Below are 23,260 nucleotides of genomic sequence, written 5' to 3' on the forward strand. Positions count from 1 at the left end.
GGTGATCTCCTTTGTGTCCTCAAGTGCGTTCGATGCGAAGCGGGAACTCGCCGCGAATGTGCAGGGCCTGCTCGCCCTCGTCGAAGCGGCCGAGCCTGATCAGCCCGGGATGGCGATAGTCGGCGTAGAACATGGCCAGGTTACCCCATGACGTGAAATAGCAGAGGTCGTAGGGCTGCTCGTTGGCGAACGGACCACTTCCCTTCTCTGTCAGCTTGCGCGGCAGATAGGCGATCTTCTCGTTATGCGCGTAGTCCTCGATCTTGAGATCGAGCGGCAGCATGGAAAAGAAATCGCGCGCCGACGGATTGTCGTAGAGCGTGGCGGTCATGATGCGGCCGTTGAAAATCATCCTGATCTTCATGTTGGTTGACTCATGGCTGACTGGGGCTTCGCCTTCTTGGCTGGCGGCTGCTCGAGGCAGGGCCGCCACCGCGAGCGCGGCGCCGAGCAATGTCCGGCGGTTAAGCGGCGCACGCTCGATGATCATGGCAAAGATCTCCGGGCCATATGCGATGCGGCAAGGGCGGCGAGCGCCGATCCGCAGAGCAGCACTGCACCTAGAGTGAACGCTCCCCACCAGCCGACCGTATCGAAGAGCGTGCCGCCGATCGCGGCGCCGCCGGTGATGGCGAGCTGGATGACTGCCACCTGCAGCCCGCCGCCGGCCTCTGCGTCGTTCGGCAACGTCCGGCTGAGCCACGTGCCCCAGCCAACGGGCGCGGCCGTGCCGAAGAAGCCCCAGGCAACGAGCAGCAGCGCTGTGGGAACGGGGAGGGCACCAAGGGCGATGAGCGCAGCGGCCAAGGCCGCCATGACCAGCGGGATGACGATGAGGATGCTGAACAGACGCGTGGACAAAAGCCGGCCGACGCACCATGTGCCGAGCACCCCCGCCAGCCCCATCGCCAGCAGGATCGCCNACGTGTGCTCTTCCGATCTAGGATCGCCGAGAGAGCAGCGATGTCGAGCCGGGTGACGCCCTCGAGGAAGGGCCGCAGATAGGTGAAGAGCGCGAACTGGCCCATGAACAGCATCATGATCGACGCCATGCCGATGGCGACGGGAAGACGGCCGAGGAGCGCCAGTGGATTGCCTGAACGCTTCCCCCGGCGCGGGGGCAGCGCCGGCAGGCTTGTCCACTGCCAGGCCAGCGCCAGAAGCCCAAACGGCACGACGAGGAAGAAAGCGCCGCGCCAGCCGACATAGGCGCCAAGAAAACTGCCCAGCGGCGCGGCGATGGTGGCCGCAATGGCATTGCCGGCGTTCAGCATGGCGAGACCCTTCGGAACCATGTCTTGCGGCACGAGGCGCATGACGATCGCGGTCGACATCGACCAGAACCCGCCGATCGCGATGCCGAGCAGCGCCCGGCCGACCATGAGGAACGCGTAGTTCGGCGCGAAGGTGACAGCCAAACCGGACACGATGAGGAGGAGGGTGAAGCCGGTCACGACCAGTCGGCGGTCGATATGGCGCGTGAGGCCGGCGACCAGCAGGCTGGTCACGACGGCGAAAACGCCCGAAATCGAGATCGCCTGTCCCGCGCGGCCCTCGGTGATGCCGAGATCGGCCGCTAGCGGCGACAGCAGGCTGACCGGCATGAATTCCGACGCGATGAGCACGAAAACACACAGCGCCATCGCCAAAACCGCGCCCCATGCGGCGCGGTCACCGACAAGCCTTGTGTCGTACGTCGTTTCCATAATTGGCATCCTTGCAGGGCGACCGGGCGGATCAGCCGCCAACGCCGTCGCGATGCCAGAAGATATTGCAGAGGAACCCATTCTATTAGACTAAGTAATTCGCATGGACTTATCTGCTCATGATATAAATATCCGACGGGAGGTACCCTATGCAGCGCGATGGCATGAAGGATCTGCTATGGTTCGTGGCGGTCGCGCGGGAACGGAGCTTCACCAAGGCGGCGGCCAAGCTCGGAACCTCGCAGTCGACCCTGAGTTCGACAATCAAGGAGCTTGAAGCTCGTCTCGGCGTCCGCCTGCTGACACGTACGACGCGGAGCGTCGCACCGACCGAGGCCGGCGAGCGACTTTTCCAATCTCTTGTTCCCCGCTTCGAGGAAATCGAAGCGGACCTCGCAAGCCTGGTGGCCTTTCGCGACAAGCCCTCCGGAACGGTCCGTATCACGCTTTCCGACCATGCGCTCCAGACGACCGTCTGGCCGAAGCTGCAGCCCTTGCTCAGCGACTATCCTGACGTGTGCGTCGAACTCTACAGCGACAACGGCATGAAGAACATTGTGGAGGAGCGCTTCGACGCAGGCGTGCGGCTTGGTGAGAGCATCGACAGGGATATGATCGCAGTGCGCATCGGGCCGGATTGGAGGCTCGTGGCCGTGGCTTCGCCGGAGTACTTTTCCCGCCATCCGGTTCCGACCGCACCGCAGGATCTGGTCGATCATGACTGCATTAATATGCGGCAGGCGACGTTCGGCGGATTATATGCCTGGGAATTCGCCAGGGATGGCCGCGACCTTCGTGTGCGCGTGGAAGGCCAGCTCACCTTCAATTCGTCCATTCCCATGATCGAGGCTGCGATAAGCGGTTTCGGGATCGCCTATGTCCCGGAAAACCTCGTCAGCCACCACATCGCCAAGGGATGCCTTAGGCTCGTGCTTGACGACTGGAGTCCGCCATTTGCGGGCTATCACCTCTACTACCCGAGCAGGCGACAGCTCTCGCCTGCGATGGCGGTGATCATTGAGGCGCTCCGCCATCGCATCTGACTCCCAAGACTGTGCCTATGAATCATGAAGCTGACATTGGTAAATGGTAGGTTCTGATCCAAGCCATTTGACTTCTACGCTGCGGGCGGCTGCTTTCGCCTCAAAGCAGACGTGTAGCTCGCTCGCCTCTATGTCTGTGATTGACACAGAAGCAGTCATCGAAAAGGAGCCAAACTCGCCGGCTGAACTGGCCAAGAATTCTCGTGGATAGCCAAGGTTTTTCTCGAGCCTAGGCCAAGTCTTGGTCGTCGATGGTAGGGACACGGTTGTCCAGTTATCCCCCGGCAAGACGCGGCAGCAGGAATATCTCCGCCCCTTCCGGCAGTTCCTTCGACCAGGTGTCGCGATAGATCGTCCCGTCGATGGCGACGGCGATGCCGCGATCGATGTAGGGCTCGAGGCCGGGATACTGTTCAGCCAGCTTCCTGAACAGCTCCCGAATATCCTTCGCCTCGATCTCGACCTTGCTCTTGCCTCCGGCGATCGCGCCGAGCGATCCCCAGAGCGTTACTTCAACCATCAGCCTTCCCGTTCCGCCTCGATCGCCGCCAGGATGCGCGGCGGCGACATCGGTATATGCGCCATGCGCACGCCGACCGCGTTCGAGACTGCATTGGCGATCGCCGCCAGCGGCGGCACGATCGAGGTCTCGCCGACGCCGCGCACCCCGTAGGGATGGTTAGGGTTGGGGATCTCGAGGATCTGTGTGTCGATCATCGGCAGGTCCGAGCAGACCGGGATGCGGTAGTCCAGGAAGCCAGGGTTCTGCAGCCGCCCGTCCTTGCCGTAGATGTACTCTTCGTTGAGCGCCCAGCCGATGCCTTGCGCGGCACCCCCCTGGTACTGCCCCTCGACGTAGGTCGGATGCACCGCCTTGCCGGCGTCCTGAACGACGGTGTAGCGCAGCACCCTGGTGAAGCCGGTCTCCGGATCCACCTCGATATCGCAGATATGGGTGGCGAAGGAGACGCCGGCGCCGTCGGCGACGAGCTCGCTGTGGCCGGCGATCGGTCCGCCCGTCTTTCCGGAAGCGGCCGCGATCTCCTTCAGCGACAGCGCAGCAAGGTTGCCGTACTTCTCGCCCCTAGCGATCGCGTGGCCCTTTTCCCAGACCACGTCGTCGACCGGGATGTCCCACGTCTGCGCGGCGCGATCCCGCAGGATCTTGATGGCGTTGCGAGCGGCGGAGATCGTCGCCATCGAAGACGAGAAGGTGCCGCGGCTGCCGTCCGTCATATCGTTGTAGCCGAGGCTGGAGGTATCGGCGACCACCGCCTTGACCTGCTCATAGGGGATACCGAGTTCCTCCGCCGCCACCAGCGAAATCGAGGCGCGTTCAACGATTTCCAGNGAGAAGGCGCCGCGGCTGCCGTCCGTCATATCGTTGTAGCCGAGGCTGGAGGTATCGGCGACCACCGCCTTGACCTGCTCATAGGGGATACCGAGCTCCTCTGCCGCCACCAGCGAAAGCGAGGCGCGCGAGCCACCCACGTCAACGGTTCCGACGGCAAGCGAGACCGAACCGTCCATGCCGATGTTGAGGTCGGTGCAGGTCTGGCCACCGAAGTTGAACCAGAAGCCGCAGGCCATGCCGCGGCCCTGGTTCTTGCCGAGCGGCGCCTTCATGTGCGGATGGCTCTTCGCCGCCTCCAGCGTTGGGCCGATGCCGATCGGGCCGTATACCGGGCCGTAGGACGATCTGGTGCCTTCCTGCGCCGCGTTCCTGATCCGGAACTCGACCGGGTCCATGCCGATCTCCTTGGCCAGCTCGTCGACCGCGCTTTCCACCGCAAACGCCGCCATCGGTGCCGACGGCGCGCGATAGGCCGCCGTCTTGGGCCGGTTGACCAGCACTTCGTAGCCGACCGTCCTGACGTTCTCGAGCTTGTAGCAGGCAAAGGCGGTCATGGCGCCGATCTCAGCCCACATGCCGGCATAGGGGCCGCAGGAATAGCGCAGCGTGGCCTCGGCCGCCGTGATCGTGCCGTCCTTACGGGCGCCGATCCTGACGTCGATCGAGGTGGCGCTAGTCGGGCCGGAGGCGCGGAACACCTCGTCGCGCGTCATGACCAGCTTGACCGGCCGGCCGGCTTTGCGCGACAGCGCCAGCGCCACCGGTTCGGCCCAGACATGGGTCTTGCCGCCGAAACCACCGCCGATCTCCGACGAGGTGACGCGCAGCTTCGAGGCCTCCATGCCAAGCAGCTGGGCGCAGTGCTGGCGATAGACGAAATGCCCTTGCGTGCAGACCCAAAGATCGGCGGTGCCGTCGGAGCTGAAATTGGCGACGCAGGCATGCGGCTCGATATAACCCTGGTGCGTCTGCTCGGTCTTGAAGGAGCGTTCGACGACGAAATCGGCCTGGCCGAAACCTTCATGGATGTCGCCATGGCCGTACTGGGTGCGCTTGGTGACGTTGGAAGGCTTGACGGGCTTTTGCTCAAGGCCCTCGGTGAAGATGGCGTCGTTGAGCACGGGTGAGGAGTGCTTCATCGCCTCGTCGACATCGGTGACATGCGGCAGCACCTCGTAGTCGACCTCGATCAGCTTCAGTGCCTGCCTCGCCGTGCGGGCATCGACTGCAGCGACCGCGGCCACAGCATGGCCGTCGTAGAGCGCTTTCTTGCGCGCCATGCAGTTGTCGAGGATGTCGTACATGGCGGCATCGCCGTCGGTGAGGTCGGGCAGGTCGGCCGCGGTGATCACCGCCTTGACGCCGGCGAGCTTCTCCGCCTTCGACGTGTCGATCTTCCTGATCGTGGCATGCGCATGGGGGCTTCTGAGAACGCGCCCGACCAGTTGCCCGGCCATGTTGAAGTCGGCGCCATAGCGTGCGCGGCCCGTCACCTTGTCGACGCCGTCGGGACGGATGGGGCGCGTGCCGACAGAGGTGAAATTGCGTCCGGAGTAACGTGGATCGAAATTCATCGTCATGCTCCCTTCATCACGCTCGCGGCGTCCTGAACGGCACGCACGATCTTGTCATAGCCGGTGCAGCGGCAGAGGTTCCCGGCGAGGCCGAAGCGGATCTCCTCCTCGGTCGGATCGGGGTTCTTGGCCAACAGGTCCTTGGCCGCCATGAGGAAGCCCGGCGTGCAGATGCCGCATTGAAGCGCGGCGTGTTCCAGGAATTTCTGCTGCAGCGGATGCAGCTTGTCGCCATGCGCCATGCCCTCGATGGTTTCGATGCGCCGCCCTTCAGCCTCCGCGCCGAGCACCAGGCACGAGCACACCAGCCGGTCGTCGAGGATGATGCTGCAGGCGCCGCAGTCGCCGGTGCCGCAGCCTTCCTTGGCGCCCGTCAGCCCCAGGCGATCGCGCAGGACATCGAGCAGCGTCTCGTCCGGCTGGCAAAGGTACTCGACATTGTCGCCATTGATTGTCGTTGATACTGCCACACCAGCCATCATTTGCCTCCTGCACGTGCATAGGCGGTCGTGACGGCCCGCTTGGCCAGCACACCCGCAACTTTCCGTCTGAATTCGATAGTGCCTCGCTTGTCGTCGATCGGACGACAGGCCCCCGAGCAGACCTTGGCGAGCCTCTCCAGCGTGGCTTCGTCCAGCTTGGAGCCGATGAGAACCTCGGCGGCCTCCTCGACCAGAATCACCGTCGGCGCCACGGCGCCCAGCGCCAGGCGGGCGAATTTGACGCGACCTTGCTCATCGAGCATCAGGTTCACGCCGACGCTTACCACGGCGATGTCCATCTCCGTGCGCGGAATGAAACGCAGATAGGCATCGCCCGAACGCGGCAGACGTTTGTCGAGCAGGATTGCCTCGATGATCTCGCCCTTGGTCAGCGACGTCTTGCCCGGCCCAGTCGGTACCGCTTCCACGGCAATCGTGCGCCTGGCTCCCGGGCCGACGACCACCGCCTTGGCGCCAGCGGCTACCAGCGCCGGCACGCTGTCGGCGGCCGGCGAGGCGTTGCACAGATTGCCGACGATGGTGCAGCGTCCCTGCACCTGCTTCGAGCCGATCAGCTTGGCCGCTTCGACGACGCCGGGCCATGCCTTCTTCAGGGCCTTGCTCTCGCCCAGCATGGCGCACGGGACCGCCGCGCCGATGCTGAAGCCCTCGGCTGTTTCCCTGATCTCGCCAAGCCCATCGATCGCCTTGATGTCGACGATCAAGTCGGGTTCGATAAAGCCGCCTTTCATTCTCACCAAGAGGTCGCTGCCTCCGGCAAGGATGGCGGCCGTGCCGGCTGAGCCGGCCAACAGGCCGGCGGCGTCTTCAATTGAAAGCGGACGTATGTAACGCATCGTCTCCCCTTAGTGGTCATAATCACATCAACTGATATAAACCGTCTCTCCACAATGGCCATCCCATTCGTACATTCGCGGATTGGGCCAGGCGCCGCAATTTTCATTTGCTCGTCCAACTGGACGCGCCGCCAGCCACTAATGCTCGATCGGTCCCTTCGGCATCACCAGCGCCGTGCCGGCTGTCGTCGGCCGCTCGATCATGCGGCGGACGCGGGGTGGCTCGTTGCCGCTGTGCAGGGCCCTTATACGCTCGCCGATGACCGCGTCGGCGTAGGTGGCGCGCCTGTTGTGGCGGATATATTCGACCCAGGTTGGCGTGTGGTAGTGCTCGATCCATATCGAGGGATTTTCGAGATCGCGCGCCAATGTCCAGTTGCGGGCGCCGTCACGCCGGCGGATGCGGCCCCGTTCGGCCATGGTGGCGAGGAATTCCGGCACGTCCTCGTTGCGGATCACGTATTCGATCATGATGGCGATGGGACCACTGCGCGGCTTGAGATCAAGCGCCAGATGCGGCTCCTGGAAGCGGTTAAGCGGATCGAGGTTGAGCACGGCCTGCTGCGGCAGCGGCAGCAGCAGGCCGATGGCGCCTCCCGCCAGCATCGCGACGCTGGCCGCCATCAGGGCGACTTCGGCGCCATGGGCGTCGGCAACCACGCCCCAGACCCAGCTGCCGAGCGCGATACCGCCGAAGGTTGCGGTCTGGTAGACCGAAAGCACGCGGCCGACCACCCAGCGCGGCGTCGACATCTGCACGGTGACATTGAAGTGCGAAAGCGCTGTCACCCAGCAGGCGCCGCCGACCAGCAAGCCGAGTGACGTCTGCCAGGCATTCTCGCTGACGGCGGCATTGAAGGCGCAGAGCGCGAAACCGGCGAATGCCATGCGCACCATGGTTTCGCTGGACAGCAGCTGCCGCAGCCTGACGCTGGTCAGCGCGCCGCCGACGGCGCCGATGCCGAAGGCGCCGAGCATGATGCCGTAGCTCAAGGCGTCGCCCTTGACGACGTCGCGCGCGACCAGGGGAAGCAGTGCCAGGACCGCGCCGGCGCTGAAGCCGAAGGCCGAGCTCCTGACCAGCACCTTGCCGATATTGGGCGACATCGCGACGTAGCGCAGGCCAGCGCCCATTGCGGCGCCCAGCGTCTCGCGCGGCAAGGTCGATGCCGGCAGTTCCGGCCTCCAGCGGGCCAGCACGACGATGAGGCCGACATAGCTCAGCGTGTTGACGGCAAAGGCCGCGGCGGCGCCTGCGGCGGCAACGATGATGCCCCCGATCGCCGGGCCGACGCTGCGCGTCAGGTTGAAGCCCATCGAGTTGAGCGCGATCGCCGCCGGCACCTTGGGACGAGGCACCATGTCGCCGACCGAAGCCTGCCAGGACGGGCTGTTGAGCGCGGTGCCACTGTCGATCAGGAAGGTGAAGGCGAGCAGCGTCCACGGCGTCATCAGGTCGAGATAGGTGAAGACGGTGAGAAGAGCCGAGACGGCGAGCATGAAGATCTGCGCGATCAGCATGATTTTGCGCCGGTTGAAACTGTCGGCGATGGCGCCGGCCAGCAGCGCGAAGAGCATGATCGGCAAAGTGGTCGAGGCCTGGACCAATGCGACCTGGTAGGACGAGGTAGCGATCGTAGTCATCATCCAGGCGGCACCGACGCCCTGGATGAGGCCGCCGAAATTGGAGACGAGGCTGGCGGACCACACCGCCCGGAAGATGCCGTGCCGGAACGGCGCCAGCGCCGAGGCGCTTTCGCTTTCCGGTGTGTCGTCGTTCATCGATGCTTTCCCGGGCTCAAATGCGTTTGTTCTTGCGATGAATCGGCCCCTCAAGCCATGGATTCAAAAAATAGAACATCACAGCGCAAAGGGCGAACGCATTCTCGAGAAAGATCATGGTCCAACAACAAGATAGCGAGCGCGGAGCCCGTCCGCGCGCGCCATAGCGGGCTCACTGCATGCCGTCCCTGACGATCGCCGCCACTTCGATCAAGCCTTCGAAATTGTCGGTGCGGCCCTGGCGGATGTCTTCGGTTTCGCGCAGCAGCCACAAACCGATCGAGATGAGATTGGCGCGCAGCTCCGTGGGCAGGGCGCTGTCGCCAGAGCGGAGATCTTCGACGAAGGCGGTCCAGACGCGACTGGTGAAATGCAGGGCCTCGGCCGCTTCCAGCGAATCGCGGCCAGCCGCCATCGCCGCCAACAGCATGCGGATCGAACGGCTAAGAAGCTGCCGATGCCTGGCCCCGGCAGCGGTCTGCATTTCGGCTCGGGGGAATTGATACATCGTTGCTGCTCTACCGCTCCGTCGGCGTTGTCAGGTCAGGAAACTCAACAGATCGAGTTGCGAGATTTGATCCAGATGCTGGCATCGCCAGCTGCCGAATACGCATCACTTCACCAGGGACACCACCACGCGACGCCGCGCACAAAATCGCACCTGTTGCAGGGAGCGCGAATCCGGCTCCGGAATGGTTCCGGAACATGAGGTTTTGGTGGTCGCCGCGCCCCCGAGGAACGGCTGATTCGGCTACAATCTAACCGTAGACGAATCCGACATCAAACGCGATTTGACTGAAACGAATTCCATCGGTCGGGGCGCTCCGAGGGTACATTTTCGAAGCGCCCGTGTGCTTTGCGGCGGTCGGATCCAACTGCAAGTGTGCCGTATCGGCAATTCGTCGATTGCGATAGGCTCCTGTTGTCGGGACGGATGGGGCGTCTGTCTCGGTTTGGCGTAACGCCGGTTGCATGCCACTGCGCGACAGAGCGCGGATTCGTGAAACTGGCTTTGGGGAATTGGGGGAAACAATGGGCGATTCAATTCAGGAAATAACGTCCGTCTCGTGGTTCGGGCGGATCAAGCGCGGGGTCGGCGGGATCGTTTTCGGCTTGCTCTTGATCGTGCTGATGGTGATCGGCCTGTTCTGGAACGAGGGTCGCGCCGTGCAGACGGCGCGTTCGCTGGCCGAGGGATCGGGCGCGGTGATCTCGGTTGGCACCGATAGCATCGATGCTGGCAATGAAGGCAAGCTTGTCCATGTCACCGGGGCGGTGACGGCGAGCGGCGGCCTTGCCGATCCGGACTTTGGCATTTCGGCGCAAGGATTGCGGCTGTCGCGCAGCACCGAGATGTACCAGTGGAAAGAAGAACAGAAATCCGAGACGACGAAGAAGCTTGGTGGCGGCGAGGAGACGGTGACAACCTACAGCTATTCGAAAGTGTGGGACGACAGCCAGATCAACTCGTCGGAGTTCAAGAAGCCGGACGGCCATGAGAATCCGCCGATGGAGATACACAGCAAGAGGTTCCAGATCCCGGACGGCAAGCTCGGTGCCTTCACGCTCGACCGGCCGGTGCTGGACCTGATCGGCGGCGACAAGGAATTTTCACTGTCACCGGACCAGTCGGCTACCATCGATGCCGCCTATACCGGCACCAAGCGGGTCAACATCGTCGACGGAAAGATCTATTTCGGCTTCAACACCACGTCGCCGGCGCTGGGCGACTATCGCATTGGCTACGAGCTGGCGCCGCTCGGCCTGGTCAGCGTCGTCGCGCGCCAGGCAGCGGGCGGGTTCGAACCCTACCAGACAAAGGCCGGCGACCAGTTGCTGATGGTCGACATCGGCAATGTGCCGGCGGAAAAGATGTTCGCCGACGCGGTCAACCAGAACACGCTTATCACCTGGCTGCTGCGCGCCGCCGGCCTGCTGCTGTTGGCCATCGGCTTTGCCCTGCTGCTCAGCCCGATTGGCGTCGTCCTCGACGTTATTCCTTTGCTCGGCAGCGTGGCGCGGATGGGCACCGGCATCATTGCCTTTTTCCTGGCGATCCTGGTCGGCACGACGACGATGGCGATCGCCTGGTTCTGGTACCGGCCGGTGCTGGCGGCAGGCATCCTGGCCGCCGGCGTCATCGCGGCGGCGGCGGTCTATTATCTTGGCCGCTCGCGCGGGCAGGCCGCACCGCTTGCCACGCCGAGCGCCGCTACATGATTGCAGGCACCGGCGGCACTTCTAGCGGTCCTCGAAGCCGGTCAGCACGCCGACGGCGTTGACGCCGATCTCCTCGACGGCGTAGCCGCCTTCCATGACGAACAGCGTCGGCAGGCCGAGCCTGGCGATGCGGCGGCCGATTCTGGGATAGTTTTCCGTTTTCAGCTTGAACTGGCTGATCGGGTCCTTCTCGAAAGTGTCGACGCCGAGTGAAACCGCGACGACGTCAGGAGCATAAGCCGAAAGCCTCGTGCAGGCCTCCTCGAGTGAGGCGTTCCACACGTCCCAGCCGGTGCCGAAGGGCATCGGATAATTGTCGTTGAAGCCTTCGCCGTCGCCCTCGCCGCGTTCGTCGGCATGGCCGAGAAAGAAGGGATATTCGGTCATCGGATCGCCATGCAGGTTCAGCACCTGCACGTCGCCGCGGCGATAGAATATCTCCTGGGTGCCGTTGCCGTGGTGATAGTCGATGTCGAGGATCGAAACGCGCCCGGCGCCATGGTCGCGAAACCATTGCGCGACGACGGCGGCGTTGTTGATGAAGCAATAGCCGCCCATGAAGGCCGCCCCTGCATGGTGCCCCGGCGGGCGGCACAGCGCGAAGGCGGAAGGCTCACCGGCCTTGACCAGCGCGGCGGCTGTCAGCGCGACATCATAGGACGACTTGATCGCGTCCCATGTGCCTTTGACAAAAGTCGCGCCGCCGTCGAAGGAGTAGAAGCCGAGCAACGCATCGATGCCTTTCGGGCGCACGTCGCCGCGCAGGCCGCGCGTCGGCCAGGTGAAGGGAATGGCCGAACCGGTGCGGCCCGACGCTTCCCAGAGCGGCCACACGGTCGGCAGGAAATCGATGTAGTCGCTGGCATGAACCTTCTTGGCGGCGGCGAGGTCGTGACTTTCCGGTGACAGGATCGGACCGAGCTTTTCGCTCTCCACCCGCGCCCTGATGAACTCGGCGCGCGAGGGCTTTTCAAAAGCCGGCACGATGGCGCCGGCGATCAGTTCGACATTGCCGGAATGGCCGGCATGGAGAGGCGAAAAAACAGTCTTCATGAAATCTTTCCGTGGTGAGACGCGGCGACCCTAACCGTCCTGCATGGCCCTTCACAAGGCGCTGGGCCAACCAGCCATGGCTTGCTGGCACGGCAGCCGGTCGTCTAGCCTGCCGGCAGCGCAACCAAACCGTGGGAAATCATGAGTTCAAATGCCGACCTGATCGTCACCAATGCCCGCGTGCTGACCATGGATGAAGGCAATCCGACGGCCGAAGCGGTGGCGATAAAGGACGGCAATATCCTGGCGGTTGGCGATCGCCGGACGATCGAGGCGCTGAAAGGGCCGGCCACGAAGGTCATCGATGCGCAAGGCGGGTCGGTGGTGCCGGGCTTTATCGAAGCGCATATGCATCTTTTCGGCGGCGCGGCCGAACTCGACAATCTGCACCTTCAGGGCGTGCATGGCTTCGATGCGCTGAGCGACGCGATCCGCGCCTACGCGGCGGCACGGCCGAACGCCAAATTGCTGCTGGGGGCCGGCGTCGACTACACTATCCTTTCCAAGGAAGAGCCGGTCACCCGCCATCATCTCGATCGCATCATCGCCGACAGGCCGTTCGCGATGTCGGCTTCCGATCACCACACGATGTGGGCCAACACAAAGGCGCTGGAACTGGCTGGCATCCTGCACGGCAAGCAACTCGGTCCCGGCAACGAGATCGTCATGGGAGCGGATGGCCTAGCGGCGGGCGAATTGCGCGAGGGCGAGGCGTTCGGGCCGATCCTCGAGCTTTCCGGGCAGAACCGCGTGCGGCTCGGCCTTGCGACAGGCGGCGAGCCCGAGCCGTACCCTTCCGCCGCCGAAGTCGCTGCCGATCGCGACCTGATGCATCGCGGGTTGGAATGGTGCGCCCGCCACGGCATCACCTCGATCCAGAACATGGACGGCAATTTTTACCAGCTCCAGCTGCTAGCCGGGCTGGAACAGGAAGGGCGGCTGCTCTGCCGCACCAAGATACCTTTTCATTTCAAGAATTTCATGACGCTCGACGTGCTGGAAAAGGCATCGAGCATGGCCAACTCCTACCAATCGGAATGGCTGTCGTCCGGCATGGTCAAGATGTTTTACGACGGCGTGCTGGAAGGCTGGACCGCGGTCATGGTCGACGACTATGCCGACCGGCCGGGCTGGCGCGGTGAGCCGCTGTTTACGCCCGAGCATTTCGCCGAGGTGGCGCTGGAGGCCGACCGGCGCGGCCTGCAGATCGCCGTGCATTCGATCGGCGACGGCGCGGTGCGCGCGGTTCTCGACGGTTACGAGGCGGCGCAGCGGAAGAACGGCAGGCGCGACAGCCGGCACCGGGTCGAGCACATCGAGGTCACCACTGCCGCCGACGTGCCGCGCTTCGCCGAACTCGGCGTCATCGCCTCGATGCAGCCGCCGCACCCGCCCGGCGCCATGGACTTCCCGCTGGAGCCGACGCTTTCGCGCATCGGCCGCGAAAGATGGCCGCTGAGCTATGCCTGGCGGACACTGAAACAGGCGGGCGCGCATGTCGTCTTCGCTTCCGACTGGCCGGTGTCGCGGGTCGACCCGATCCTGGGCATTCAGGCGGCGGTGCTGCGCAAGCCTTGGGCAGAGGGCGATCCAGACCAGAGCTTCTCGCTGATCGAGGCGCTTGCCGGTTATACGGTCGAAGGTGCCTATGCCGAATTCATGGAACACCGCAAAGGCCGGCTGAAACCAGGCTATCTGGCCGATCTGGTGGTGCTGTCGGCCGATATCGAGGCAACTGAACCGGGTTTGCTACACAAGGTGCATCCGGTCAGCACCATCTGCGGCGGCAAGATCACTTACCAGGGTTGATGATGACGCTGACGATGGCACGGAGCTTGCATTCTGAACCGAGGTCCAGATGCATGGTTGCCAAGCCGACCGGCATATGCTGACAATCGAATGGGAACTGGATCCGCCGTCAAGAGCGGACATGAAAATGGGGTAATGCGTGCCGGATCAACCGGGTAAGAGTGCAATCGAGGTCCGCGGCGTCCGCAAGGTGTTCGGTACCGGGGACGCCCAAGTCGCCGCTCTCGACACGGTTTCGGTGTCGATCCGCGAGAACGAGTTCTTCACGCTGCTGGGGCCGTCGGGCTGCGGAAAGACGACGCTGCTGCGGCTGATCGCCGGCTTCGATTTTCCCAGCGAAGGCGAAATCCTGCTGCACGGGCACGACATCGCGCCGCTACCGCCGTTCAAGCGGCCAGTCAACACCGTGTTCCAGTCCTACGCGCTGTTCCCGCACATGACCGTGGCCGAGAATATCGGCTTCGGCCTGGAGATGCTGGGCAAGCCGAAGACCGAAATCAAGGCGCGCGTCGCCGAGATGCTGAAGCTGGTCAAGATGGAGGCGCTGAGTGCCCGCCGCACCAGCCAGATCTCCGGCGGCCAGCAGCAGCGCGTGGCACTGGCGCGCGCGCTGGCACCGCAGCCAAAAGTGCTGTTGCTCGACGAGCCGTTGTCGGCACTCGACTACAAGCTGCGCAAGGAAATGCAGATCGAACTGAAACGGCTGCAGCACCAGACCGGCATCACCTTCATCTTCGTCACCCATGACCAGGAAGAAGCGCTGACCATGTCGGACCGCATCGCGGTGATGTCGGCCGGCAAGATCCTGCAGGTCGGCACGCCCTGGGACATCTATGACAGGCCGGCCGAGCGCTTCGTCGCCGACTTCATCGGCGAAACCAATTTCCTGACCGCAGCCATTACCGGCATCGGCAACGGCAAGGCTCGCGCGACACTTAAATCAGGCGTGACGATCGACGCGACCGTGGCTGAGGGCTTCCAGCCGAAGGCGAATGCCACCCTGGTGGTCAGGCCGGAACACGCAAAGCTGACCGGCGGCAAGGGCGATCTTTCCGGAACCGTCGAAAACATCGTCTATTTCGGCACCGACACGCATATTCATGTCCAACTGGACAGCGGCGAAGCCTTCACCGTGCGCCAGCAGAACACGCGCAGCGCAGGCTGCGGTTTCGAGCGGGGCGACAAGGTCGGCGTCTCGATCGGCAACGACGCCGCGCAAGTGCTGAGGGATTGATGGCGAGCGCGGAAGAAGTCGCCAAGGCGGCCGAACGGCGCGACATCCGCGACCGCTGGCTGCTGTCGGCGCCGGCCCTGCTGATCATCTTCCTGGCAGCGACCGGCCCATTGCTGATCGTGCTGGTCTATTCGCTCCTGACGCCGGGTCCTTATGGCGACGTGAAGTGGCAATTTTCGCCGGAGGCCTGGATTTCGGTGTTCATGGAACGCGACATCTTTGACGACACGCTGTCGGTTGCCGCCGCCCACGTCACCATTTTCTGGCGCTCGATCAAGCTTGCCATCGTGACCACGCTCGCCACCTTGGCGCTTGGTTTTCCCACCGCCTATTTCATGGCGACGCGCAGCGAGAAGACGCGCGATCTCTGGCTGTTCCTGATCACCATACCGTTCTGGACCAACTTGCTGATCCGAACGTTCGCCGTGCTGCAGATCATCCGCAACGAAGGTCTGATCAACACAGTGCTGCTCAAGCTCGGCATCATTTCCGCGCCGATCCAGATACTCTTCACCGACACAGCGATCCTTATCGGGATGGCCTATGTCTATCTCCCGCTAATGGTGCTGCCGATCTATGCCAGCATGGAGAAGCTCGATTTCCGGCTGGTCGAGGCCGGCTACGATCTTTATGCGACACGCTTTCAGGTGCTCAGACGCATCATTTTCCCGCTGGTCAAGCCCGGCGTGATCGCTGGCTCGATCCTCGTCTTCATTCCAGCGCTCGGCGCCTATGTCACGCCCATCTTGCTCGGCGGCGGCAAGACCATGATGCTCTCCAACCTGATCGAGATGCAGTTCGGGCAAGGCCGCAACTGGCCGCTTGGCTCGGCCCTGTCGATCGCCGTCATGATCATCGTCATGGTGGCGCTGCTTGCCTATGTGCGTAACGCCGGCCGCTCAGAGATGCGCCATGGCTAGAAGCTTCGCAATCAAGCATCAGCCAGGATTCACCGCGATCGCCGCGACCTGTTTCGTCGTGCTCTATCTGCCCATCGTCATACTCGTCGTCTATGCCTTCAATGCCGCGACTTCGACCTCCGAATGGGGCGGTTTCTCGCTCAAATGGTTCCAGTCGGCTTGGCAGAATACGCAGGTGATCGACGCCACGCTGCGTTCCTTCCAGATCGGCGCCATCGCGGCAACCCTTGCGACCATCGCGGCGACCATGGCGGCGCTCGCGACAACGCGCACGGCAGCCTATCCGGGCCTGACTTTCAAATATGCGGCGATCAACCAACCGCTGATGGTGCCGGAGATCGTCACCGGCGTGGCGCTGCTGATCTTTTTTTCGCGCATAAAGATATTCACCGGCTATTCGGGTCTCGGCTATCTAATCGCCGCGCATACGGCCTTTTGCATTCCCTTTGCCTATCTGCCGATCCGGGCGCGGCTGGAGAACATGGACCTGACGCTGGAGCGCGCTGCCGCCGATCTCTATGCGACGCCGTGGCGGACGTTCCGTCGCATCACGTTGCCGCTGCTGTGGCCCGGCATCCTCGCCGGACTGATGCTGGCCTTCGTCATCTCGCTCGACGATGTCGTCATCACCGAGTTCGTGAAATCCGGCGGCCAGGACACGTTGCCAACCTACATGCTCGGCCAGATACGCCGAGGCATAACGCCTGAAATCAACGCGATTTCGACCGTGTTCCTGCTCTTGTCGGTCGCCATCGTGACGTTGTTTTTCTTCATCAGCAGGAAACGGGACTGAGCATGAAAATGGGAGTTAGAACATGAACTGGAAGACAACAGCGACCGCCATCGGGTTGGCATTGCTCGCCTCGACGAGCCTGGCTCGCGCCGACGGCGAATTGAACATCTACAATTGGGGCAACTACACCAGCCCCGACGTGATCAAGAAGTTCGAGCAAAAATACAACGTCAAGGTGACCATCACCGACTACGATTCCAACGACACGGCACTGGCCAAGGTTCGCCAGGGCGGCACCGGCTTCGACATCGCGGTACCCTCACAAACCTTCGTGCCGATCTGGATCAAGGAAGGCCTCGTCCAGGAAACCGATCCGGGCAAGATGGAGAATTTCAAGAATGTGGCGCCGGAATGGGCCAATCCCGATTTCGATCCCGGCCGCAAATATTCCGTGCCGTGGGCCTGGGGCACCGTAGGCATCGTGGTGAACACCGATGTCTACAGCGGGCCGTCGAACAGTTGGGGCATCATCTTCAACACGCCCGACGAACTGAAGGGCAAGGTCAACGTCGTGCCGGAAATGAACGATGTCATGTTCGCGGCGACCAAATATGTCGGCGCCGCGCAATGCGCCAGCGACAAGGAAACGCTGAAGAAGGTGCGTGACACGCTTGTCGCGGCCAAGCCGAACTGGATTGCTATGGAATACAACACAATCGAGAAGATGGGCGCAGGCGATTTCAAGGCGACAAGCGACTGGAACGGCTCGGCTCTGCGCCAGCGGCTGGCGAACCCCAAGATCCACTATTTCTATCCCAACGAAGGTTTTGGTCTCTGGAGCGACAATGTCATGGTCCTGAAGGAAGCCAAGAACGTCGAGAACGCCAAGCTGTTCCAGAACTTCATCATGGATCCGGAGAACGCCGCCGGCCTGTCGGCTTTCCACCGCTATGCCAACGGCATTGCCGGTTCGGACAAGTACATGCCGGCCGACATGAAGGACGCGCCGGAGGTCATTGTCCCGGAAGCCGTCAAAGCGCGTGGCGAGCTGCAGAGACTGTGTTCCCCGGAGGTGCAGGACATCTACAGCAAAATCTGGACCGAATTGCAGAAGTAACCCGGCCCACCCGGCGGCATTGCCGCCGGGTTTTTCCGGCGATCGGCCGTACACGCCATCGCCGCGGCGCTCGCCCAGAACCCAAAGACCGAAGGAAGCGCCAATGGCCGGCAAGACCGCGTTCGAAACCAGATATGGCTTTGCCCGAAACCAGGTGCTGCTCGGCAATTGGCGGGAAAGCCCGTTCAGCCGGTGGTCGTTCCAGAATGCCGGCGAGCTGGTGCCGAGCGCTGCCGTGGCGGCAAAGCCGGGCAGCAGCGAGGCGCCGGCGCGGGATTTCGGCGAGCTACTTGGTGAAAAGGTCGCTCTTGCAGGCGGCGCGGAGACTGTCGCAGCTTTTCTCAAGCGCTCCGATACCGACGCGCTGACGATCATGAAAAGCGGCAAATTCGTTGGCGACTGGTTCGCACCGCATATGGAATTCGGGGCGCGCCACATCGTCTTTTCGATCAGCAAGTCGCTGACCGCGATTGTTGCCAGGATATTGGCAGGCGAGGGGATTTTCGATCCGCAGGCTCCGGTAAGCCGCTATCTGCCCGAAGCTGCCGGCTCGGCCTATGGCGATGCGAGTGTGCGGCACGTGCTCGACATGAGTGTCAGCCTCGACTTCGAAGAGGCCTATCTCGATCCGGAAAGCGCCTTCGCCCGCTATCGCCGCGCCATGCTGTGGAATCCAGGCGGGGGCACCGAGAGCCTGGCCACTTTCCTCATGACGCTGCAGGGCCTGGCCGAGCCGCATGGCCGGACGTTCCGCTACCGTTCGCCCAATTCCGACCTGCTCGGCATCCTGCTCGAACGTGCGTCGGGCCGGCGCTTCGCCGATCTGATGCGCGAGAAATTATGGGAGCCGCTCGGCGCTGTCAGCGAAGCTTCGGTAACCGTGGACATGGAAGGCACGGCGCGTACGGCCGGCGGCATTTCGGTGACGCCGCGCGACCTCGCCCGGGTCGGCGAGATGATGCGGCAAGGCGGCATGGCCAATGGCTGCCGTATCGTGCCGGAGAGCTGGGTGCGCGACACGACCGAAACTGGCGGTGACGCCGAGGCTTGGCAACGCGGCACGATGGCGTTCCTGTTTCCGCGTGGCCGCTATCGCAACAAATGGTACCAGACGGGCGCGGCAAGCGGCGCCTTCTGCGGCATCGGCATCCACGGCCAGTGGCTGTACGTCAGTCCGAAGGCCGAAATGGTAATCGCAAAGATGTCGTCGCAGCCGGTACCGGTCGACGATCCGCTCGATCTGGATATTCTTTCTTTCTTCGAGGCGCTGAGCCGGATGGTCTGATCCGATCCAGACAGCCGCGCCTTTCCTGTGGACCTCTCGCCGGGTTGAAAATGGCGCGGTTGGCGCATCGGTGCTCTGCGCCTATGGTCGCGTCTCTTTTCGACAAACAGCAGGATCGACATGGCATCCGACATCAAGCGCATCGCAACCATCATAGCCGCCGAGATCGGCGCCCGGCCCGAACAGGCCGCGGCGGCGATGGGCTTGCTCGACGACGGTGCGACCGTGCCGTTCGTTGCCCGCTACCGCAAGGAGGTCACCGGCGGCCTCGACGACACGCAGTTGCGCGACCTCGCCGAGCGGCTCGCCTATCTGCGCGAGCTCGACGCGCGCCGCGACACCATCGTTGGTTCGATCCGCGAGCAGGGCAAGCTAACGGAAGAGCTTGAGGCAAAGATCGCTGCGGCCATCACAAAGGCCGAGCTCGAAGACATCTACCTGCCTTACAAGCCGAAGCGCCGGACCAAGGCCGAGATCGCACGCGAGCGCGGACTGGGACCGCTGGCCGAGGCCATTCTCGCTGACCGTACGGCCGTGCCGGCCGAATTGGCGCAGGCTTATGTCGAGGAGGAGGTGGCCGACGCCAAGGCAGCGCTCGAAGGTGCGCGCGATATCCTGTCCGAACAGTTCGCCGAGAATGCCGACCTGGTCGGCAAGCTCCGTGCCTACATGAAGGAACGCGCCTTCCTGCGCTCGCGCGTCGTCGACGGCAAGCAGGAGGCGGGCGCGAAATTCTCCGACTATTTCGACCATGTCGAGCGCTGGGCCAACGTGCCCAGCCATCGCGCGCTGGCCATGCTGCGCGGCCGCAACGAGGAGGTTCTGTCGCTCGATATCGAGGTCGATGCCGACGATGCCTCGCCGGTGAAACCGGTCGAGCGGATGATCGCCGACGCCTACGCCATCGGCCGCCAGTTGCCAGGCGATCGCTGGCTGATGGAGGTCGCCGGCTGGACCTGGCGCATAAAGCTGTCGCTGCACCTGACGCTCGATCTGATGCGGGACTTGCGCGAGCGAGCCGAGGAGGAGGCGATCCATGTGTTCGCCCGCAATCTGAAGGATTTGCTTCTCGCAGCCCCCGCCGGTTCGCGCGCCACGATGGGCCTCGACCCGGGCATTCGCACCGGCGTCAAGGTGGCGGTGGTGGACGGCACCGGCAAGCTGCTGGCGACGACGACGGTCTATCCGTTCCCGCCGAAGAACGATGTCCGCGGCACGCAGGCCGAACTGGCGAAGCTCATCCGGCTGCACAAGGTCGAGCTGATTTCGATCGGCAACGGCACTGGCAGCCGCGAGACCGAAAGGCTGGTGGCCGACATGCTGGCTGATATGCCGGCCGGGTCCGGGCCGAAGCCGCTCAAGGTGATCGTCAGCGAGGCCGGCGCCTCGGTCTATTCGGCGTCGGCAACGGCGGCGGCGGAATTTCCCGGCCTCGACGTGTCGCTGCGCGGGGCGGTGTCGATCGCGCGGCGCCTGCAGGATCCGCTCGCCGAACTGGTCAAGATCGAGCCGAAGTCGATAGGCGTCGGCCAGTACCAGCACGATGTCGACCAGTACCGCCTCGGCCGCTCGCTTGAGGCGGTGGTCGAGGATGCGGTCAATGCCGTCGGCGTCGATCTCAACACGGCGTCGGCGCCGCTTCTGGCGCGGGTTTCGGGTCTCGGCGCATCGCTGGCCGAAGCGATCGTTGCGCATCGCGATGCGACCGGCCCGTTCGCCAGCCGCCGCGAACTGTTGAAGGTGTCCCGCCTTGGACCCCGCGCGTTCGAGCAATGCGCCGGCTTCCTGCGCATTGCGAACGGCACCGAACCGCTCGATGCCTCGGCGGTGCATCCGGAAGCCTATGGCGTGGCCAAGAAGATCGTTGCGGCCTGCGGGCGCGACGTTCGCTCGCTGATGGGCGACAGCGCCGCACTCAAGGCACTCGATCCGCGCGTCTTCGTCGACGAGCGCTTCGGCCTGCCGACGGTGCGCGATATCCTGTCGGAGCTGGAAAAGCCCGGCCGCGATCCGCGCCCCGGCTTCAAGACCGCGACCTTTGCCGACGGCATCGACGACATCAAGGATCTGAAGCCCGGCATGCAGCTTGAAGGCACCGTCACCAATGTCGCGGCCTTCGGCGCCTTTGTCGATATCGGCGTGCACCAGGACGGATTGGTGCACGTCTCGCAACTGGCCGACCGTTTCATCAAGGACGCGCACGAGGTGGTCAAGGCCGGCGACGTGGTCAAGGTGCGTGTCGTCGACGTCGATATTAAGCGCAAGCGCATCGGCCTGTCGATGCGCAAGGACGGCGACGGTGGCGCACCGAAGCCGCGCGACAATGGCAACAGGCCGGTGCCGCGCGCGCCCACGCCCCAACGCCAGCCGGAGCGGCCGGCGCAGCAGGGCGCGTTCGGCGCCGCTTTGGCCGATGCGTTGAAGCGGAAGTAATTTCGCGAGCCGGGCTGTGGCAGGTCATACGGCGGCGCTCGACATTGATGATCCATCACCAATGCTCATGGATCGGCGAAGCTATTTCGTTTGATTTTTTGGGGACGGAAGCCGATAAGCCGCGCGTTTCAAGATTTCTGTTTGATGCATGTCGTTATCCCCAAGCTGCCGAACACCCTCGGGTCAGGCCCGTGGGCAAGCTTTGGGCGACATGCATGAGTTTGGGAGACCGAGAGCCATGGCCGCCGATAAGAATGCATTCGTCTGGGACGATCCTTTCCTGATCGAGGACCAGCTTTCGGAAGACGAGCGCATGGTGCGTGATGGCGCCGCGGCGTTTGCCGCCGACAAGCTCGCTCCGAAGATCGAGGAAGCCTATCTCGAGGAGAAGACCGACGCCGGGATCTTTCGCGAAATGGGCGAGGCCGGTCTGCTCGGCATCACCATCCCCGAGGAATATGGCGGGCTCGGCGCCAACTACGTCACCTACGGGCTGGTGGCGCGCGAGGTCGAACGCGTCGATTCCGGCTATCGCTCGATGATGAGCGTGCAGTCGTCGCTGGTGATGTATCCGATCCATGCCTATGGCTCGGAAGAGCAGCGCAAGAAATACCTGCCGAAGCTGGCGTCGGGCGAATGGATCGGCTGCTTCGGCCTGACCGAGCCGGATGCCGGTTCCGACCCGGGCGGCATGAAGACGCGGGCCGAGAAGACTGCGAGCGGCTACAGGATCTCCGGCTCGAAGATGTGGATTTCCAACGCCCCGATCGCCGACGTGTTCGTCGTCTGGGCAAAATCGGCCGCGCATGACAACGAGATTCGCGGCTTTGTCCTGGAAAAGGGCATGAACGGGCTGTCGGCGCCGAAGATCGGCGGCAAGCTGTCGCTGCGAGCGTCGATCACCGGCGAAGTGGTGATGGAAGGCGTCGAAGTCGGCGAGGACGCGCTGCTGCCCAATGTCTCGGGCTTGAAGGGGCCGTTCGGCTGCCTCAACCGCGCGCGCTACGGCATCTCCTGGGGCGCCATGGGCGCGGCGGAGGATTGCTGGCACCGCGCCCGCCAGTATGGCCTCGACCGCAAGCAGTTCGGCAAGCCGCTGGCCGGCACGCAGCTTTTCCAGAAGAAGCTCGCCGACATGCAGACCGAGATCGCGCTCGGCCTGCAGGGCAGCCTGCGCGTCGGGCGGCTGATGGATGAAGGCAAGATGGCGCCGGAGATGATCTCACTCGTCAAGCGCAACAATTGCGGCAAGGCGCTCGACATCGCCCGCCAGGCCCGCGACATGCATGGCGGCAATGGCATCCAGATCGGCTACCACGTCATGCGCCACGCCCAGAACCTGGAAACGGTCAACACCTATGAGGGCACGCATGATGTGCATGCGCTGATCCTCGGACGGGCGCAGACCGGGTTGCAGGCGTTCTTTTAGCATTGGCAGATGTCCTCCGCTTCCAGGACGCCACTGCTTCGCATCTTCCCTCGCAAAGCGGCAGATCGGCAATTTTCGCCGACAGTGCCACATTTTGTTCTTGCTTTGTGCCGGCAGCTATGCTACTAATTTGGTTATGGTGCTAATTGGCACCGGCGACCCGCCCACCGAGGCGGGTTTTCTTTTCAGCTCTTTTGGACCACGCATCGCGCGTGCTGCCGATCATCGA

Annotated in this window: 18 protein-coding genes and 1 pseudogene; 10 read left to right on the forward strand and 9 right to left on the reverse strand. The window is 63.4% G+C overall.

Annotated features, from left to right (window positions below):
* Nucleotides 1-19: 19 nt before the first annotated feature.
* Together X760_RS59910 and X760_RS59915 are read right to left on the reverse strand one after the other, a co-directional pair.
* Nucleotides 20-490: a cyclophilin-like fold protein gene (locus tag X760_RS59910; protein WP_023720225.1), complete on the reverse strand. Its 471-nt coding sequence runs from the start codon at nucleotides 488-490 to the stop codon at nucleotides 20-22.
* A pseudogene (locus tag X760_RS59915) lies at nucleotides 487-1,706 on the reverse strand (MFS transporter). The gene X760_RS59910 and the pseudogene X760_RS59915 overlap by 4 nt, the downstream one beginning before the upstream one ends.
* A gap of 149 nt (nucleotides 1,707-1,855) precedes the next feature.
* On the opposite strand from X760_RS59915, the gene X760_RS59920 reads away from it, so the two are divergent.
* Nucleotides 1,856-2,749 (forward strand): LysR family transcriptional regulator, encoded by an 894-nt coding sequence (locus X760_RS59920; RefSeq protein WP_023720226.1) that lies wholly within the window; start codon nucleotides 1,856-1,858, stop codon nucleotides 2,747-2,749.
* 274 nt (nucleotides 2,750-3,023) lie between these two features.
* Here X760_RS59920 and X760_RS59925 read toward each other — a convergent pair whose 3' ends face one another.
* The 6 genes from X760_RS59925 to flaF form a co-directional block, all read right to left on the reverse strand.
* A complete protein-coding gene (locus tag X760_RS59925) occupies nucleotides 3,024-3,269 on the reverse strand; it encodes a MoaD/ThiS family protein (RefSeq protein WP_023675441.1) in 246 nt (81 codons plus the stop codon).
* The gene (locus X760_RS59930) at nucleotides 3,269-5,677 is read right to left on the reverse strand and encodes a xanthine dehydrogenase family protein molybdopterin-binding subunit (RefSeq protein ID WP_023720227.1); all 2,409 of its coding nucleotides are present in this window, start codon (nucleotides 5,675-5,677) and stop codon (nucleotides 3,269-3,271) included. The genes X760_RS59925 and X760_RS59930 overlap by 1 nt, the downstream gene beginning before the upstream one ends.
* A gap of 2 nt (nucleotides 5,678-5,679) precedes the next feature.
* Nucleotides 5,680-6,156 carry a (2Fe-2S)-binding protein gene (locus X760_RS59935; protein WP_023720228.1) on the reverse strand — a complete coding sequence of 159 codons (477 nt, stop codon included), beginning with the start codon at nucleotides 6,154-6,156 and terminating at the stop codon, nucleotides 5,680-5,682.
* The gene (locus X760_RS59940; RefSeq protein WP_023720229.1) at nucleotides 6,156-7,016 is read right to left on the reverse strand and encodes a xanthine dehydrogenase family protein subunit M; all 861 of its coding nucleotides are present in this window, start codon (nucleotides 7,014-7,016) and stop codon (nucleotides 6,156-6,158) included. Before X760_RS59940 ends, X760_RS59935 begins: the two co-directional genes overlap by 1 nt.
* Before the next feature lie 138 nt (nucleotides 7,017-7,154).
* The gene (locus tag X760_RS59945; protein WP_023720230.1) at nucleotides 7,155-8,798 is read right to left on the reverse strand and encodes an MFS transporter; all 1,644 of its coding nucleotides are present in this window, start codon (nucleotides 8,796-8,798) and stop codon (nucleotides 7,155-7,157) included.
* A gap of 172 nt (nucleotides 8,799-8,970) precedes the next feature.
* A complete protein-coding gene (flaF, locus tag X760_RS59950; RefSeq protein WP_023720232.1) occupies nucleotides 8,971-9,306 on the reverse strand; it encodes a flagellar biosynthesis regulator FlaF in 336 nt (111 codons plus the stop codon).
* A 524-nt stretch (nucleotides 9,307-9,830) separates the two neighbouring features.
* Here flaF and X760_RS59955 point away from each other — a divergent pair.
* Nucleotides 9,831-11,018 (forward strand): TMEM43 family protein, encoded by a 1,188-nt coding sequence (locus tag X760_RS59955; RefSeq protein WP_023720233.1) that lies wholly within the window; start codon nucleotides 9,831-9,833, stop codon nucleotides 11,016-11,018.
* 21 nt (nucleotides 11,019-11,039) lie between these two features.
* Here the strand turns inward: X760_RS59955 and X760_RS59960 are convergent, their stop codons facing one another.
* A complete protein-coding gene (locus tag X760_RS59960; RefSeq protein ID WP_023720234.1) occupies nucleotides 11,040-12,071 on the reverse strand; it encodes a histone deacetylase family protein in 1,032 nt (343 codons plus the stop codon).
* Between the two features lie 141 nt (nucleotides 12,072-12,212).
* Between X760_RS59960 and X760_RS59965 the strand changes: the two genes are divergently transcribed.
* From X760_RS59965 to X760_RS60000, 8 genes are all read left to right on the forward strand, one after another.
* Entirely contained in the window at nucleotides 12,213-13,880 is a 1,668-nt protein-coding gene (locus X760_RS59965) for an amidohydrolase (RefSeq protein ID WP_023720235.1), read from the forward strand.
* A gap of 139 nt (nucleotides 13,881-14,019) precedes the next feature.
* The gene (locus tag X760_RS59970; protein WP_023720237.1) at nucleotides 14,020-15,114 is read left to right on the forward strand and encodes an ABC transporter ATP-binding protein; all 1,095 of its coding nucleotides are present in this window, start codon (nucleotides 14,020-14,022) and stop codon (nucleotides 15,112-15,114) included.
* Nucleotides 15,114-16,034 carry an ABC transporter permease gene (locus X760_RS59975; protein WP_023720238.1) on the forward strand — a complete coding sequence of 307 codons (921 nt, stop codon included), beginning with the start codon at nucleotides 15,114-15,116 and terminating at the stop codon, nucleotides 16,032-16,034. Before X760_RS59970 ends, X760_RS59975 begins: the two co-directional genes overlap by 1 nt.
* Nucleotides 16,027-16,827 (forward strand): ABC transporter permease, encoded by an 801-nt coding sequence (locus tag X760_RS59980; protein ID WP_023720239.1) that lies wholly within the window; start codon nucleotides 16,027-16,029, stop codon nucleotides 16,825-16,827. Before X760_RS59975 ends, X760_RS59980 begins: the two co-directional genes overlap by 8 nt.
* A 22-nt stretch (nucleotides 16,828-16,849) precedes the next feature.
* Nucleotides 16,850-17,884: an extracellular solute-binding protein gene (locus X760_RS59985; protein WP_023720240.1), complete on the forward strand. Its 1,035-nt coding sequence runs from the start codon at nucleotides 16,850-16,852 to the stop codon at nucleotides 17,882-17,884.
* Nucleotides 17,885-17,987: 103 nt separating this feature from the next.
* Complete coding sequence (locus X760_RS59990; RefSeq protein ID WP_023720241.1) at nucleotides 17,988-19,169, forward strand: serine hydrolase; 1,182 nt, start codon at nucleotides 17,988-17,990, stop codon at nucleotides 19,167-19,169.
* A 120-nt stretch (nucleotides 19,170-19,289) separates the two neighbouring features.
* Nucleotides 19,290-21,602 (forward strand): Tex family protein, encoded by a 2,313-nt coding sequence (locus X760_RS59995; RefSeq protein WP_023720242.1) that lies wholly within the window; start codon nucleotides 19,290-19,292, stop codon nucleotides 21,600-21,602.
* Nucleotides 21,603-21,840: 238 nt separating this feature from the next.
* The gene (locus tag X760_RS60000; protein WP_023720243.1) at nucleotides 21,841-23,031 is read left to right on the forward strand and encodes an acyl-CoA dehydrogenase; all 1,191 of its coding nucleotides are present in this window, start codon (nucleotides 21,841-21,843) and stop codon (nucleotides 23,029-23,031) included.
* The last annotated feature ends 229 nt before the right edge of the window (nucleotides 23,032-23,260 follow it).

It is taken from the genome of Mesorhizobium sp. LSHC420B00 (genome assembly GCF_000503055.1).
Taxonomy (GTDB): domain Bacteria; phylum Pseudomonadota; class Alphaproteobacteria; order Rhizobiales; family Rhizobiaceae; genus Mesorhizobium.

Excerpts from the sequence above, each read along its gene's own strand:
- X760_RS60000 (WP_023720243.1), top strand. The coding sequence starts at position 21,841 with ATGGCCGCCGATAAGAATGCATTCGTCTGGGACGATCCTTTCCTGATC.
- flaF (WP_023720232.1), bottom strand. The coding sequence starts at position 9,306 with ATGTATCAATTCCCCCGAGCCGAAATGCAGACCGCTGCCGGGGCCAGG.
- X760_RS59960 (WP_023720234.1), bottom strand. The coding sequence starts at position 12,071 with ATGAAGACTGTTTTTTCGCCTCTCCATGCCGGCCATTCCGGCAATGTC.
- X760_RS59945 (WP_023720230.1), bottom strand. The coding sequence starts at position 8,798 with ATGAACGACGACACACCGGAAAGCGAAAGCGCCTCGGCGCTGGCGCCG.
- X760_RS59965 (WP_023720235.1), top strand. The coding sequence starts at position 12,213 with ATGAGTTCAAATGCCGACCTGATCGTCACCAATGCCCGCGTGCTGACC.
- X760_RS59920 (WP_023720226.1), top strand. The coding sequence starts at position 1,856 with ATGCAGCGCGATGGCATGAAGGATCTGCTATGGTTCGTGGCGGTCGCG.
- X760_RS59975 (WP_023720238.1), top strand. The coding sequence starts at position 15,114 with ATGGCGAGCGCGGAAGAAGTCGCCAAGGCGGCCGAACGGCGCGACATC.
- X760_RS59955 (WP_023720233.1), top strand. The coding sequence starts at position 9,831 with ATGGGCGATTCAATTCAGGAAATAACGTCCGTCTCGTGGTTCGGGCGG.
- X760_RS59910 (WP_023720225.1), bottom strand. The coding sequence starts at position 490 with ATGATCATCGAGCGTGCGCCGCTTAACCGCCGGACATTGCTCGGCGCC.
- X760_RS59985 (WP_023720240.1), top strand. The coding sequence starts at position 16,850 with ATGAACTGGAAGACAACAGCGACCGCCATCGGGTTGGCATTGCTCGCC.
- X760_RS59995 (WP_023720242.1), top strand. The coding sequence starts at position 19,290 with ATGGCATCCGACATCAAGCGCATCGCAACCATCATAGCCGCCGAGATC.
- X760_RS59980 (WP_023720239.1), top strand. The coding sequence starts at position 16,027 with ATGGCTAGAAGCTTCGCAATCAAGCATCAGCCAGGATTCACCGCGATC.
- X760_RS59925 (WP_023675441.1), bottom strand. The coding sequence starts at position 3,269 with ATGGTTGAAGTAACGCTCTGGGGATCGCTCGGCGCGATCGCCGGAGGC.
- X760_RS59935 (WP_023720228.1), bottom strand. The coding sequence starts at position 6,156 with ATGGCTGGTGTGGCAGTATCAACGACAATCAATGGCGACAATGTCGAG.
- X760_RS59940 (WP_023720229.1), bottom strand. The coding sequence starts at position 7,016 with ATGCGTTACATACGTCCGCTTTCAATTGAAGACGCCGCCGGCCTGTTG.
- X760_RS59990 (WP_023720241.1), top strand. The coding sequence starts at position 17,988 with ATGGCCGGCAAGACCGCGTTCGAAACCAGATATGGCTTTGCCCGAAAC.